Source organism: Actinomadura violacea (genome assembly GCF_017573465.1).
GTDB lineage: Bacteria > Actinomycetota > Actinomycetes > Streptosporangiales > Streptosporangiaceae > Spirillospora > Spirillospora violacea.
On sequence record NZ_JAGEPF010000024.1, the window covers coordinates 22,604 to 36,842 of the forward strand.

Below are 14,239 nucleotides of genomic sequence, written 5' to 3' on the forward strand. Positions count from 1 at the left end.
GCGCCGGCTGTTCGCGGGTTACTTCAGGAGCTGGCGGGCGATGACCATCCGCTGGATCTGGTTGGTGCCCTCGTAGATCTGGGTGATCTTGGCGTCGCGCATCATCCGCTCCACCGGGAACTCCCGCGTGTACCCATACCCGCCCAGCAGCTGCACGGCGTCGGTGGTGACGTCCATCGCCACATCCGAGGCCAGCGCCTTGCACGCCGACGACACGAACGTCAGATCCGCGATCTTCTCGCCGTGCATCGCCCGCTCGGACTTCACCGCCGCGTGATAGGTCAGCTGCCGCGCGCCCTCCAGCCGCATCGCCATGTCCGCCAGCATGAACTGCACACCCTGGAAATCAGAGATCGGCTTGCCGAACTGGCGGCGCTCCTTGACATACCCCAGCGCGAAGTCCAGCGCGCCCTGCGCGATGCCCAGGGCCTGGGCGGCGATGGTGATACGGGTGTGGTCCAAAGTGGCCAGCGCCGTCTTGAACCCCGTCCCCTCCGCACCGATGATCCGATCGGCCGGGATCCGCACATCCTCCAGGATGACCTGGCGGGTCGGGGAGCCCTTGATGCCCAGCTTGCGCTCCTTGGGCCCGAACGACACCCCCGGATCGGACTTCTCCACCACAAAAGCCGAGATCCCCCGCGCCCCGGCGGAGGGGTCGGTGACGGCCATCACCGTGTAGTACTCCGACACGCCCGCGTTGGTGATCCACATCTTGGCGCCGTTGAGCACCCAGGCGTCACCGTCACGGACCGCACGGGTCTTCATCCCCGCCGCATCCGACCCCGCATCCGCCTCCGACAGGGCGTAGGAAAACATCGCCTCCCCGCGCGCCACCGGCCCCAGGTACTTCTTCTTCAGCTCCTCCGAGCCCGACAGCAGCACCGGGACCGTGCCCAGCTTGTTCACCGCCGGGATCAACGACGACGACGCGCACGCCCGCGCGACCTCCTCGATCACCACCACCGTCGCCAGCGCGTCCGCACCCGCGCCCCCATACACCTCGGGGACGTGCACCGCGTGCAGGTCATTGGCGACCAGCGCGTCCAGCGCCTCCTGCGGGAAACGAGCGTCCTCGTCCACCTCCGCCGCGAACGGCGCGATCTTGGCATCCGCCAGCTCACGCACCGTCGCCCGCAGCAACTCCTGCTCCTCCGACGGCGCGTACGCGGGAAAGTCATCGCTCATGCCCCTGATGCTACCGGCCAGTAGACTCCGCTCGGCCGCCACCGGTACCGGGCAGCACTTCGGGGAAGGTTCACTAGGGCGGACGGACGGCGGCAGCGAACCGGAAGGAGCCCGCCTTGACCCAGCGGCTGACGGTCATCGGAACCGGGTACCTCGGCGCCACCCATGCGGCCTGCATGGCCGATCTCGGCTTCGACGTGCTCGGGCTGGACGCGGACGAGGACAAGATCGCCCGGCTCGCGGCGGGCGACCTGCCGTTCTACGAACCGGGGCTGGAACCGGTGCTGCGGCGCGGCCTGGAGAGCGGCCGGCTGCGGTTCACCACGTCCTACGAGGAGGTCGCCGAGTTCGGCGACGTCCACTTCCTGTGCGTCGGGACGCCGCAGAAACCCGGCGAGTACGCCGCGGACCTCACCTACGTGGACGCGGCGGCCGGCGCGCTCGCGCCGCTGCTGCACCGGCCCTGCCTGATCGTCGGCAAGTCGACGGTCCCGGTCGGGACGGCCGCGCGGCTGGCCGAGACGGTCGCCAAGTCCGCGCCGGTGGGCGGCGACGCCGTGCTGGCGTGGAATCCGGAGTTCCTGCGCGAGGGGTTCGCCGTCGACGACACCCTGCACCCGGACCGGATCGTCGCCGGGCTGCCCGCCGAGCAGGGCGCCGCCGAGCACGCCGAGAAGGTGCTGCGCGAGATCTACCGGACGATGATCGCCGACGGCACGCCGTTCCTCACCGCGGACTACGCGACCGCGGAGCTGGTCAAGGTGTCGGCGAACGCGTTCCTGGCCACCAAGATCTCGTTCATCAACGCGATGGCGGAGGTCTGCGAGGCGGCGCACGCGGACGTGGCGAAGCTGTCGGAGGCGCTGTCGTACGACGACCGGATCGGCGGCCGGTTCCTCGGCCCGGGGCTCGGGTTCGGCGGCGGCTGCCTGCCCAAGGACATCCGCGCGTTCATGGCGCGGGCCGGGGAGCTCGGCGCCGACCAGGCGCTGACGTTCCTGCGCGAGGTCGACGAGATCAACATCCGCCGCCGGATCCGGATGGTGGACCTCGCCCGGCGGCAGCTCGGCGGCTCGTTCGCCGGCCGGACGGTCGGGGTGCTGGGCGCGGCGTTCAAGCCGAACTCCGACGACGTGCGCGACTCGCCGGCGCTGGACGTGGCGGCGTCGATCCGCGCGCAGGGCGGCGCGGTGACGGTCTACGACCCGCGCGCGATGGACAACGCGCGGCGCGCCCAGCCGTCGCTGGCCTTCGCCCCGTCGGCGCTGGACGCGGTCCGGGACGCGCACGTGGTGCTGCTGCTGACGGAGTGGCAGGAGTTCCGCGAGATGGATCCGGCGGACCTGTCCGCGGTGGTGGCGGAGCGCAACATCGTGGACGGCCGCAACGCGCTGGAGCCCGAGCAGTGGCGGGCCGCCGGCTGGAACTACCGGGCCCTCGGCCGCCCCTGAGGCGGGAACGATCGAGGTCCCGCGGGTGTTATGCCGGGCATGGGTGATGTCTACGCCGACCCGGACGTGATCAGCCGCCTGCTCAGCGAGTCCAGGACGTGGGCGTTCGTGGGCCTGAGCGACAATCCGGCCCGGGAGGTCCACAACCAGGCCCGGCTGCTGCAGCGGCGCGGCAAGCGGATCGTCCCGGTGCATCCGTCCGGGAACAGCGTGCTGGGCGAGGAGGGGTACGCGTCCCTCGCGGACGTGCCCGACGCCGCGGACATCGACGTCGTGGGCGTCTACCGGCGCTCCGAGCACGCGGGGGCGGTCGTGGACGAGGCGATCGCGGCGGGTGCGAAGGCCGTGTGGATGCCGCTCGACGTGGTCGACGAGGCGGCGGCCCGGCGCGCGAGGGACGCCGGGCTCGACGTGGTCATGGACCGCTGCCCCGCCATCGAGTGGAGTCGCCGGCACTGACCGGCCGGTCCCCCGGCGGCGAGGCTCAGAGGCTCTCTCGGAGCCGTTCGCCCTTCGCCTTGGCCTGGTCGTACAGGGACTGCTGGAAGTCCTTCATCTTCGCCTGGAGCGCCTCGTCGGACGCGGCGAGGATGCGGACGGCCAGCAGCCCGGCGTTGCGCGCGGCGCCGACCGCGACGGTCGCGACGGGGACCCCGGCGGGCATCTGCACGATCGACAGCAGCGAGTCCATGCCGTCGAGGTACTTCAGCGGGACGGGCACGCCGATCACCGGCAGCGGCGTCACCGAGGCGAGCATGCCGGGCAGGTGCGCGGCGCCGCCGGCGCCCGCGATGATCGCGCGGAGCCCGCGCCCGGCGGCCTGCTCGCCGTAGGCGATCATGTCGTGCGGCATCCGGTGCGCGGACACGACGTCGGCCTCGTAGGGGACGCCGAACTCCTCCAGCGCCTCGCCGGCGGCCTTCATGACCGGCCAGTCGGAGTCGCTGCCCATCACCACGCCCACCAGCGGGCCGCTCATTCGTGCCTCCTGGGGAGGGGCGACCCCCCACGCCCCCCGGTTCGCTTCGCTCATTCGTGCTCCTTCATCGCCGTGCCCCAGCGCAGGTAGGCCGCCGCATGCTGGGCGCGTTCCCGCAGGTCCGGGAGGTCGTCACCGAGCACGGTGACGTGCCCGATCTTGCGGCCGGGACGGGACTCCTTGCCGTACATGTGCACCTTGACGCCCGGGTCGTGCGCCATCACGTGGATGTAGCGCGAGTAGACGTCCGGGTCGTCGCCGCCGAGGACGTTCGCCATCACCGTGTACCGGGCGGTCGGCTCGGTGGAGCCGAGCGGCAGGTCCAGGACGGCCCGCAGGTGCTGCTCGAACTGGGACGTGCGGGCGCCCTCGATCGTCCAGTGGCCGGAGTTGTGCGGGCGCATCGCCAGCTCGTTCACCAGCAGCCCGCGGCCGCTGCCCTGCCGGCCGGTCTTCGGCGGCTCGGTCTCGAACAGCTCGACCGCGAGCAGCCCCACGACGCCCAGCTCGTCGGCGATCCGCAGGGCGAGGCTCTGCGCCTCGGCGGCCAGTTCGCCGGACAGTCCCGGCGCCGGCGAGATCACCTCGACGCAGATCCCGTCCTTCTGGACGGTCTCGACGACCGGGTACGCGGCGCCCTGCCCGTACGGGGAGCGCGCGACGAGCGCGGCCAGCTCCCGGCGGAACGGAACGTGCTGTTCGACCATCAGGCCGACGCCCTCGGCGACCAGCCGCCCGACGAGCTCCACGGTCTCGACGCCGAGGTTGTCAGCGATCCAGACGCCCTTGCCGTCGTAGCCGCCGCGGGTCGCCTTCAGCACCACCGGCCAGCCGTGCTCCTGCCCGAACGCCTCCAGCGCCGGCATCGGGTCGGACGAGGGCAGGGGCGCGTAGGCGGGGCAGGGCGCGCCGAACTCCGACAGCCGCTCCCGCATGACCAGCTTGTCCTGGGCGTGCGCCAGGGCGGCCGAGCCGGGCCGGCACGGCGTCCCGGACTCCTCCAGCTCCCTGATGTGCGCGCCGGGGACGTGCTCGTGGTCGAACGTCACCACGTCGCAGCCCTTGGCGAACGCCGTCAGGTCGGCGAGGGCGCGGTCGTCGCCGACCCGGACGTCCGCGACGACCTTCGCCGCCGAGTCGTCCGGCGCGCCCGCGAGGACCCGCAGCGGCACGCCGAGGGCGATCGCGGCCTGCTGGGTCATCCGGGCCAGCTGCCCGCCGCCCGCCATGCCCACGACGGGTGTCTGAGGTGGATTGCTCACGTCAGAAGGCTATCGGCCGGTGCGCCCGAACAATTCACCCGTTCCGGACGTCTCACCTGGTGTGGACCTCTGGGCCCCGGGCAGGGAACGCGAGGAAAACGCAGAACGTTCATGTTCCGACGCCGCGGGGGCCGGGGGCGTCTATCCTCGTTGTGCTCCCGCAGCAGCGCCGCGCCAACGGCCGCGGTCCCACCAGCCGAGGTCCGGAAGGACGGTTCCCTTCGTGAACCTGATCGCCACTCTCCACCGGCGTTTCGCGCACCTGCTGCGCGAGCTCGCCCAGTTCGGCAGCGTGGGCGCGATCGCCTTCGTGATCACGGTGGCCATCGGCAACGGGATGAACAGCGGCCTCGGCATGGGCCCGCTCACCTCCAACGGCGTCGCCACCATCGTCGCGACGACGTTCGCCTACCTCGCCAACCGCTACTGGACGTTCCGGCACCGCGACCGCACCGGGCTCGGCCGCGAGTACGTGCTGTTCTTCGCGCTGAACGGCGTCGGCCTGGTGATCACCGAGATGTTCATCGGGTTCACCCACTACGTGCTGGGGCTGTCGGGCGCGATCCCCTACAACATCTCGCTGGTGATCGGCACCGGCGTCGCCACGCTGTTCCGGTTCTGGTCGTACAAGAAGTGGGTGTTCCTGCCCGCGAGCGCCCCGCCCGTCGACCCGGCGTCCGGGCTGCCCGAGGGCCCCGGCGTGCACGCCGCGACCAGCGCGCGCGCCGCGAACGGCCCTGCCGCGAACGGCGGGGCCACCGCGTCCGGGCCGCTCGGGCACCCGCTCGACCAGGACTCCGCCGGCGACTACGCCCAGTTCTCCTGACCCGCTACGGTCCGGCGGCCTTCCGCGCCCGCCCCGGACCCCGCCCCTGATCAGGCGGGGCCGAGGACGACGCGCTCGCCGGCCAGCCGGGCCTCGGCGGCCTCGCGCAGGAACACCCCGAACACCGCCGGGCGGGACTGGATCAGCTCCAGCCGCCCGCCGTCCACCACGGCCAGCGAGCGGGCCAGGTAGAGGCCGAGGCCGGTGCCGCGGCCGCCGCTGACGCTCCGCTCGAAGATCCGCGGCTCCAGCTCCGGCGGGATCCCGGCGCCCTCGTCGCCGACCTCCACCACCACCGAGCTGGCGCCCGGCTTGGTGTGGATGGTGACGGTCCCGGCGCCGTGCATCAGCGAGTTGTCCAGCAGCGTCGCGACGATCTGCGACAGCCCCTCGGGGTTGGTCATGCCGACCAGGCCCTGCTCGCCGACGATCCGCACGTCCCGGCCGTCCCGCCGGAAGATCGGCCGCCACTCCTCCACCTGCTGGCGGATGATCTCGTCGATCGGGGAGGCGACGGCGCCGCCGGTGCGGTCGTGCCGGGCGCGGGCGAGCAGCTGCTCGACGACGGCGACGAGCCGCTCGGTCTGCGCGACGGCCGCGGCGCCCTCCTCCCGGACGACGTCGGGGTAGTCGGCCGCCTCGATCATCTCCTCCAGCCGCATCGACAGCGCGGTCAGCGGGGTGCGCAGCTGGTGGGAGGCGTCGGAGGCGAACTCGCGGCTGGCCGCGAGCAGGTCGGCGATGCGGACCGCGCTGCGGTCCAGCACCTCGGCGACCCGGTCGACCTCCGGGATGCCGTAGCGGCGCCGGCGCGGCCGCGCGTTGCCGGTGCCGAGCCGGTCGGCGGTCTCGGCGAGGTCGCGCAGCGGCAGCGTCAGCTTGCGGGCCTGGACCATCGCCAGGCCCACGGTGACGGCGACGCCGAGCAGCGCGAGGCTGCCGATGAACAGCAGCAGCCGCAGCTCCTGGTCCTTCAGCTGGGAGGCGGGGCGCGACAGCCGGACCCGCACGCCCGGCCCGGACGCGGTCGCCGTGAGCTGCCGCGCGCCGGGCCGTGGCCGCGGGCCCGCCTCGACGGCGGCGCCGCCGGGCAGGGTGACCGCGATGTGCCGGCCGGGATACTCCCGCGCGATCGCGGCACCGGTCACGGGCTGGCGCGATTCGAGAGTGTAGGCGACCCCGCCGGCGATGGCGGAGGCCTCCCGGTCGAGGGACTGCCCGGCCTCCTCGTAGATGAGCTTGTGGGCGGCGTAGGCGAGGGGTATGCCGAGCAACAGGATCGCGACCACCGCCACCGCGAGCGTCGACAGGAGGAGTCGGCGCCTCATCTGGGCTCCTTATGGTGGGGCCACGCCCGGGCGGGGCGCCCCGGGCCTCTCGGGAAGGCCCGGGGGCTGACCGCGCGGCCGTGGCGGCCGGTTGAGGGCCTGTCAGTCGCCGCGCTCGAACCGGAAGCCGACGCCCCGCACCGTGGTGATGTAGCGGGGGCTGCCGGCGTCGTCGCCGAGCTTGCGGCGCAGCCAGGAGATGTGCATGTCGAGGGTCTTCGTGGAACCCCACCAGTTGGTGTCCCACACCTCGCGCATGATCTGTTCGCGGGTCACGACCTTGCCCGCGTCCCGCACGAGGACGCGCAGCAGGTCGAACTCCTTGGTGGTGAGCTGCAGTTCCTGGTCGCCCATCCAGGCGCGGCGCGACTCGGCGTCGATCCGCACCCCCTGGACGATCGGGGTCTCGGTGCTGCCGCGGCGCAGCAGCGCCCGGACCCGGGCCAGCAGTTCGGCCAGCCGGAACGGCTTGGTGACGTAGTCGTCGGCGCCCGCGTCGAGCCCGACGACGGTGTCGACCTCGTCGGCCCGGGCGGTCAGGATCAGGATGGGCACTCCATGCCCCTCGGCACGGACCCGGCGGGCCACCTCGAGGCCGTCCAGCTCGGGCAGGCCGAGGTCGAGGACGATGAGATCAACGCCGCCGCCGAGCGCCCGCTCGAGCGCCTGCGGACCGTCCGGGCTGACTTCGACGGTGTACCCCTCGCGACGCAGCGCGCGGGCGAGAGGCTCGGAGATGGACGTGTCGTCCTCGGCGAGCAGTACTGAGGTCATGAACCGATCGTATGACCATTCTTGAACGTTTCCCGGGTGCCGCCGCGCTCTTGACCTGCGGTTTGCCACTCATAGTACATCCTCGAACACGCATCTTCCGGGTGGTACCGGGAGCTAGGCGGACATCCCGTCTCGGGCCCCTGGCCGCCGCGGCGGTCGGCGCGGTGCCGCGGACGGTCATCCGAGGACGGCGGCCGACGCGCCGGGGAGGACCAGGGCCGGCGTTTTGGAATCGCCGTTGACGCCGGTTTCCATCCGGATTGCCGGGTCTGACGCGAGCAGCGGGCGCGCCGCGTCCGGCGGCAGCGGGAGCCGGACGGTCCCGTCGCCGAGGTTCGCCGCCACCCGCACCCCGCCGCGCTTCATGACCAGCCACCGGCCGGTGCCGTCGGCGCCGTCGCCGATCTCGATGGCCGCTCTGGTCAGGCGCGGGTCGTTCAACTCGGGCCGGGCGCGGCGCAGCGCGATCAGGGACCGGTGCCAGTCGAGCAGGTCGGCGTGCGGGTCCGCGGCGGGCTCGTCCCAGTCGAGGACGGACCGCCGGAAGGTTTCCACAGCCTGTGGATCGGGGACCTCGCCCGTCCAGCCGTGCCGCGAGAACTCCCTGCGCCGCCCCTCGCTCACCGCCCGCGCGAGGCCCGGGTCCTGGTGGTCGGTGAAGTAGCACCAGGGGGTGGACGCGCCCCATTCCTCGCCCATGAAGAGCATCGGCGTGAACGGCGCCAGGACGAGCAGCGCCGCGCCGACCTTGAGCAGCCCTGGGGAGAGCCCGGCCCCGGCCAGGACGGCGCCCATACGGTCCCCTGCACCCCTGTTACCGACCTGGTCGTGGTTCTGCAGGAAACCGAGGAACCGGTGTGCGGGCAGCTTTTCCACGTCCACGGGACGGCCGTGCCTGTGCCCCCGGTAGGTCGACATCGTCCCGTCGTGGACGAACACCCTCGTCAGTGCTTTCTTGAGGGTTTCCAAAGAACCGAAGTCGCAGTAATAGCCCTGCCGTTCACCGGTCAGCGCGGCGTGCAGGCAGTGGTGGAAGTCGTCGCTCCACTGCGCGTCGAGCCCGTATCCGCCCGCCTCCCTGGACGTGACCAGGCGCGGATCGTTCAGGTCGGATTCCGCTATGAGGAACAGATGCCGTCCCAAGTGCGCGGACAGGGCCGACACGGCCTGCGCCATCGCTTCCAGGACGTGAACGGCGCTGTGGTCGGTGATGGCGTGGACGGCGTCCAGGCGCAGCCCGTCGAAGTGGTAGTCGCGCAGCCACATCAACGCGTTCTCAATGGCGAAGGCACGAACCTCGTCGGAGCCTTCCTGGTCGTAGTTGACCGCGTCGCCCCACGGCGTGCTGTGGGCGCTGGTGAAGTAGGGGCCGTAATCGCCGAGATGATTGCCGTCGGGCCCGAGATGGTTGTAGACGACGTCAAGGACGACGGCTAGACCGCGCGCATGGGCGGCGTCCACGAAACGCTTCAGCCCGTCCGGGCCGCCATAGGGCTCGTGGGGTGCCCATAGGAGCGCGCCGTCGTATCCCCATCCGTGGTGGCCCGGAAAGGACGCGACGGGCAGGAGTTCGACGGCGTCGATTCCGAGCGCGACGAGATGGTCGAGGCGTTCGATCGCGGCGTCGAACGTCCCTTCGGGGGTGAACGTGCCGACGTGCATCTCGTACAGGACGCTTCCGGGCAGCGGGCGTCCATGCCATCGCCCGTCCGTCCACGTGAACCGGTCGTGCTCGTAGACGCGGCTGGGGGCGTGCACGCCGCCCGGCTGCCATGGGGAGCGCGGGTCGGGCAGCGGGTCGGCGGCGCCGTCCAGCGCGAAGCCGTAGTCGGTCCCGTGCCCGGCGCCGGGCACGTCGGCCGTCCACCAGCCGGCCCGCCCGTCGGCCTCCGCCATGGGGTGCCGTTCTCCGGCGACGACGACGTCGACGCGCCGGGCCGCGGGGGCCCAGACCTGGAACCGCTGATTCACCTGTCGATCTCCCGGGGGACGAGCAGCGCGACGGGCAGATGCGCGAACACCTCGGCGACGTCCAGGCGCGGGCCCCAGTGCGTGGCGCCGGTGAGGACGTCCCGCCAGCCCTGCCGGCCGACGTCGACCTCGGTCCCGGACCAGCCGCCCCGGCGCTCCAGCCCGACCGGCAGCCGGGTGGCGAGCGCGACCGCGCTGCCGCGCCGGAACGCGACGACGTGGTCGGCCGCGTGGCCCGCCGCGGCGACCGGCTGGTGCCCGGCCCGCGGCCCGAACCAGTGCGGGTGCGCGCGGCGCAGCCGCAGCGTCCGCGAGGTGACCAGCAGCTTCTCGTCGTCGACGTCCTTCGGCGCGCGGCCGGTGTCGAGCCGGTGCAGCCGCTCGCGGCGCCGCCCGTAGTCGACGGGCCGCCGGTTGTCGGGGTCGACGAGCGCCAGGCCGGTCAGCTCGCAGCCCTGGTAGACGTCCGGGACGCCCGGCATCGCGAGCTGGACGAGCTTCTGCCCCAGCCCGTTGACGCGCGCGTACGGTTCGAGCCGCGCCACGAACGCGGTCATGTCGGTGACGAGGTCGGGGTCCTCCAGGACGCGCCTCGCATAGCCGAGGGCGGCGTTCTCGTAGGCGGTGTCCTGCTCGGCCCAAGACGTCCGGGTCTTGGCCTCGCGCATCGCCTTGACGAGGAACTGCTGCAGGCGGTCGGGGATGATCGGCCATGCGCCGACGAGCGTCTGCCAGAGCAGGTACTCCAGGTCGGGTTCCATGGGCGACTCGGCGGGGCCCCACCAGGAGCGCCAGCGGTGCACCGCGTCGGCCCACTCGCCTGACAGCTCCGACAGGACGGCCAGGCGCGCGCGCACGTCCTCTTGGCGTTTGGTGTCGTGCGTGGACAGCGTCGTCATGGTGGACGGCCAGTCCCGCGCGAGCCGGATGCAGTGCGTGTGGAAGTCGACCGGGCTCACGGCGAAGCGGCCGGGTGCGCCGCCCACCTCGTTGAGGGCGGCCATCCGGTTCCAGCGGTAGAAGGCGGTGTCCTCGACGCCCTTGGCGGCCAGTGGTGCGGCCGTCTGCTGGAACCGCACGATGAACTCGGGATCGGGGTTCTCGCCCCGTCCGAGTGCCATGTCCACCACGGTGTCCAGTGCCGGATACAGGTTCTCGGGGATGTGCCCGCGCGCTCTCTGCGCGGCCTCGTTGAGGACGTCCACGGCCTGCGGCGGCGCGTCCTCGCCCGGGACGACATAGGCGCGGTACACGGGCATCGCCACGAGCAGCGCCTCCAACGCCCGTTCCAGGTCGGAATCACGCTCGCCCACGACACGGCCTAGGACGCGCATCAGCCGGTCCATCTCCGGCTTCATGCCGTGCGTGGCGGCGTACAGGCGCGCGTCGTGCTCGACCTCCTCGAAGCGCGTGGGACCGCCCGTCAGCGTCGCGTAGAGGGCGGTGAGCGGCTCCTCGCCGCCCGGGTCGACGAACAGGCCGCCGATCATCCCGAGCGAGTCGTAGCCGGTCGTGCCCGCGCATGGCCAATCCGCGGGCAGCCGCTCCGCCCCCTCGGTGATCTTCTCGACGAGCAGCAGGCGGCCGGGCGCGGCGTCCGCGAGGCGGCGCAGGTAGCCGCGCGGGTCCGCGAGGCCGTCCGGGTGGTCGACGCGCAGGCCGTCCACGAGCCCCTGCTCCACCAGGCCGAGCAGCAGCGCGTGCGTCCGCTCGAAGACCTCCGGCTCCTCCTGCCGCAGCCCGATCAGCCCGGAGATGTCGAAGAACCGGCGGTAGTTCGGCTCGCCCTGGCCGGGCAGGACGAGCCGCCCGCCGCCCGCGTCCCAGTCCACGTCGAACCACTTCGCGTAGGGCGACGACGCCCCCTCCGCCAGGACGGCGTTGAGCGGCAGGTTCAGGTCGGGCGGCACCGGCACGGCCATGTGGTTCGGGACGAGGTCGACCAGCAGCCGCAGCCCGTGCGCGCGGAACCGCTCCGCCATCGCGCCGAACGCCTCTCCGCCGCCCAGCTCGTCCGACAGCCGGGAGTGGTCGACGACGTCGTAGCCGTGCGTGGAGCCCGGCGCGGCCTGCAGGATCGGCGACAGGTACACGTGCGACACGCCCAGCGCCGACAGGTACGGGGCGAGCGCGGCGGCCTCGGCGAACCCGAAACGGCCGTCGGGCGTTCCGCGGAGCTGGAGCCGGTAGGTGCCGGACGGGGCGGGGGGCCGGGGGGAGTCGTCAGACACGGCGCAGCACCTGGATGGAGCGGGCGCCGACCCGCACGGTGTCCCCGGCCTTGACGACCGGCGACTCCTCCTCGGCGAGCAGCGGGTCCGCGGTGTCCAGCACCTTGATCCACATCTGCCCGTACGCGGCGGGCGGCAGCGCGAACGCCAGCTCCCCGTCGTGCGCGCTGATCAGCAGCAGGAACGAGTCGTCCCGCACCTGCCGGCCGCGCCGGTCCGGCTCGCCGATCGCCTCCCCGTTCAGGAACACGTTCAGCGACTTGTTGAACCCCGCGGACCAGTCCTTGCCCGCCATCTCCTCGCCGCCCGGGGTGAACCACACCAGGTCCGGCAGCTCGTCGGCGCCGCCGCGGCCGCTCCGGTCGCCGGACGGGCCGCCGACGAAGAACCGGCGGCGCCGGAACACCGGATGGTCGGTCCGCAGCTTCGACAGCCGCCGGACGAAGTCGAGCAGCGGCCCCCGCTCGTCGAAGAACGTCTCGTCGCGCAGGCCCGTCCAGTCGATCCAGGAGATCTCGGTGTCCTGGCAGTAGGCGTTGTTGTTGCCCTGCTGGGTGCGGCCGAGCTCGTCGCCGTGCAGCAGCATCGGGACGCCCTGCGACAGGAACAGCGTGGTCAGGAAGTTGCGCTTCTGCCGCTCCCGCAGCGCGATGATCTCGAGGTCGTCGGTCGGGCCCTCGTGGCCGCAGTTCCACGACCGGTTGTCGTCGCTGCCGTCCCGGTTCCCCTCCCCGTTGGCGTCGTTGTGCTTGCCGTCGTAGGAGACGAGGTCGTGCAGCGTGAACCCGTCATGGCAGGTCATGAAGTTGATCGACGCGATCGGGCGGCGGCCGTCGTCGGCGTACAGGTCCGACGACCCGGTCAGCCGGGACGCGAAGTCGGGCAGCGCGCCCGGCTGCCCGCGCCAGTAGTCGCGCGTCGTGTCGCGGTACTGGCCGTTCCACTCCGTCCACAGCGGCGGGAAGTTGCCGACCTGGTAGCCGCCCTCCCCCACGTCCCACGGCTCGGCGATCAGCTTGACCTGCGAGACCACCGGGTCCTGCTGGACGAGGTCGAAGAACGCCGACAGCCGGTCCACCTCGTGCAGCTCGCGGGCCAGCGTCGCGGCCAGGTCGAACCGGAACCCGTCCACGTGCATCTCCGTGACCCAGTACCGCAGCGAGTCCATGATCAGCTGCAGGACGTGCGGGCTGCGCATCAGCAGGCTGTTCCCGGTGCCCGTGGTGTCCATGTAGTAGCGCTGGTCGCCGTCCGCCAGCCGGTAGTACGAGGCGTTGTCGATGCCCCGGAACGACAGCGTCGGCCCGAGGTGGTTGCCCTCGGCGGTGTGGTTGTAGACCACGTCGAGGATCACCTCGATGCCCGCCTCGTGCAGCGCCTTCACCATCGCCTTGAACTCCAGCACCTGCTCGCCGCGCTCCCCCGACGAGGAGTACTCGCCGTGCGGCGCGAAGAAGCCGATGGTGTTGTAGCCCCAGTAGTTGCGCAGCCCCCGCTGGATCAGCACGTCGTCGTGGACGAACTGGTGCACCGGCATCAGCTCGACCGCCGTGACGCCGATCGACTTCAGATGGTCGATGATCACCGGGTGGGCGAGGGCGGCGTAGGTGCCGCGCAGATCCGGCGGGATCTCCGGATGCCGGGCGGTGAGGCCCTTGACGTGCGCCTCGTAGATCACCGTCTCGTGGTACGGGATCCGCGGCGGCCGGTCGTCGCCCCAGTCGAAGTACGGGCTGACCACCACCGAGCGCATCGTGTGCCCGGCCGAGTCCCCGTCGTTGCGCGACCACGGGTCGCCGAACCGGTAGCCGAAGCACGACTCGTCCCAGTCGATGCGTCCCTCGATCGCCTGCGCGTACGGGTCGAGCAGCAGCTTCGCCGGGTTGCACCGGTGGCCGCGCCGCGGATCGTACGGGCCGTGCACCCGGAACCCGTACCTCCGTCCCGGCATCACCCCGGGCAGGTACCCGTGCCAGACGAACGCGTCGACCTCCGGCAGCGCGAGGCGCGTCTCCTCGCCGTCGCCCGCCGGCCCGTCGAACAGGCACAGCTCCACTCGTTCGGCCGCCTCGGAGAAGACGGCGAAGTTCGTGCCCGCGCCGTCGAACCGGGCTCCGAGGGGGTATGCATCGCCCGGCCATACCTGTGCCACTGTCCCGCCCTCCCGTCGTACCGCCCGAAGCCCTTCCCCGTGAGGGGTGAATCACACCGATCGGGAGGTCACTGGCC

The 14,239-nt window shown here is 72.2% G+C and carries 11 protein-coding genes; 3 read left to right on the plus strand and 8 right to left on the minus strand.

What is annotated here, in order from left to right; all coding sequences use genetic code 11:
- Positions 1 to 18: 18 nt before the first annotated feature.
- The gene (locus J4709_RS35300; RefSeq protein WP_208247509.1) at positions 19 to 1,188 is read right to left on the minus strand and encodes an acyl-CoA dehydrogenase family protein; all 1,170 of its coding nucleotides are present in this window, start codon (positions 1,186 to 1,188) and stop codon (positions 19 to 21) included.
- A 116-nt stretch (positions 1,189 to 1,304) separates the two neighbouring features.
- Between J4709_RS35300 and J4709_RS35305 the strand changes: the two genes are divergently transcribed.
- Positions 1,305 to 2,639 (plus strand): UDP-glucose dehydrogenase family protein, encoded by a 1,335-nt coding sequence (locus tag J4709_RS35305; protein WP_208247511.1) that lies wholly within the window; start codon positions 1,305 to 1,307, stop codon positions 2,637 to 2,639.
- Between the two features lie 39 nt (positions 2,640 to 2,678).
- Positions 2,679 to 3,098, plus strand: a complete 420-nt coding sequence (locus J4709_RS35310) for a CoA-binding protein (RefSeq protein WP_208247513.1) — start codon at positions 2,679 to 2,681, stop codon at positions 3,096 to 3,098.
- 25 nt (positions 3,099 to 3,123) lie between these two features.
- Here the strand turns inward: J4709_RS35310 and purE are convergent, their stop codons facing one another.
- Both purE and J4709_RS35320 read right to left on the minus strand, forming a co-directional pair.
- A complete protein-coding gene (gene purE, locus J4709_RS35315) occupies positions 3,124 to 3,618 on the minus strand; it encodes a 5-(carboxyamino)imidazole ribonucleotide mutase (RefSeq protein WP_208247515.1) in 495 nt (164 codons plus the stop codon).
- A gap of 50 nt (positions 3,619 to 3,668) precedes the next feature.
- Complete coding sequence (locus J4709_RS35320) at positions 3,669 to 4,880, minus strand: 5-(carboxyamino)imidazole ribonucleotide synthase (protein WP_208247517.1); 1,212 nt, start codon at positions 4,878 to 4,880, stop codon at positions 3,669 to 3,671.
- Positions 4,881 to 5,103: 223 nt separating this feature from the next.
- Here J4709_RS35320 and J4709_RS35325 point away from each other — a divergent pair, with 223 nt between their 5' ends.
- Positions 5,104 to 5,706, plus strand: coding sequence for a GtrA family protein (locus J4709_RS35325; RefSeq protein ID WP_208247519.1), 603 nt, complete (start codon positions 5,104 to 5,106; stop codon positions 5,704 to 5,706).
- Between the two features lie 50 nt (positions 5,707 to 5,756).
- Here J4709_RS35325 and J4709_RS35330 read toward each other — a convergent pair whose 3' ends face one another.
- The 5 genes from J4709_RS35330 to glgX all read right to left on the minus strand — a co-directional run bounded on the left by J4709_RS35330 (position 5,757) and on the right by glgX (position 14,162).
- Complete coding sequence (locus tag J4709_RS35330; protein ID WP_208247521.1) at positions 5,757 to 7,034, minus strand: ATP-binding protein; 1,278 nt, start codon at positions 7,032 to 7,034, stop codon at positions 5,757 to 5,759.
- Positions 7,035 to 7,136: 102 nt separating this feature from the next.
- Positions 7,137 to 7,808 carry a response regulator transcription factor gene (locus J4709_RS35335; protein ID WP_019629095.1) on the minus strand — a complete coding sequence of 224 codons (672 nt, stop codon included), beginning with the start codon at positions 7,806 to 7,808 and terminating at the stop codon, positions 7,137 to 7,139.
- A 177-nt stretch (positions 7,809 to 7,985) separates the two neighbouring features.
- Positions 7,986 to 9,779 (minus strand): malto-oligosyltrehalose trehalohydrolase, encoded by a 1,794-nt coding sequence (gene treZ / locus J4709_RS35340; protein WP_307801822.1) that lies wholly within the window; start codon positions 9,777 to 9,779, stop codon positions 7,986 to 7,988.
- A complete protein-coding gene (gene treY, locus J4709_RS53905; protein ID WP_307801823.1) occupies positions 9,776 to 12,010 on the minus strand; it encodes a malto-oligosyltrehalose synthase in 2,235 nt (744 codons plus the stop codon). Before treY ends, treZ begins: the two co-directional genes overlap by 4 nt.
- A complete protein-coding gene (glgX, locus tag J4709_RS35345; RefSeq protein WP_208247525.1) occupies positions 12,003 to 14,162 on the minus strand; it encodes a glycogen debranching protein GlgX in 2,160 nt (719 codons plus the stop codon). Before glgX ends, treY begins: the two co-directional genes overlap by 8 nt.
- Positions 14,163 to 14,239: the final 77 nt, after the last annotated feature.

Bases quoted from the DNA above. Each gene is read 5' to 3' on its own strand.
- J4709_RS35300 (WP_208247509.1), bottom strand. From the start codon at position 1,188: ATGAGCGATGACTTTCCCGCGTACGCGCCGTCGGAGGAGCAGGAGTTG.
- J4709_RS35310 (WP_208247513.1), top strand. From the start codon at position 2,679: ATGGGTGATGTCTACGCCGACCCGGACGTGATCAGCCGCCTGCTCAGC.
- purE (WP_208247515.1), bottom strand. From the start codon at position 3,618: ATGAGCGGCCCGCTGGTGGGCGTGGTGATGGGCAGCGACTCCGACTGG.
- J4709_RS35330 (WP_208247521.1), bottom strand. From the start codon at position 7,034: ATGAGGCGCCGACTCCTCCTGTCGACGCTCGCGGTGGCGGTGGTCGCG.
- J4709_RS35335 (WP_019629095.1), bottom strand. From the start codon at position 7,808: ATGACCTCAGTACTGCTCGCCGAGGACGACACGTCCATCTCCGAGCCT.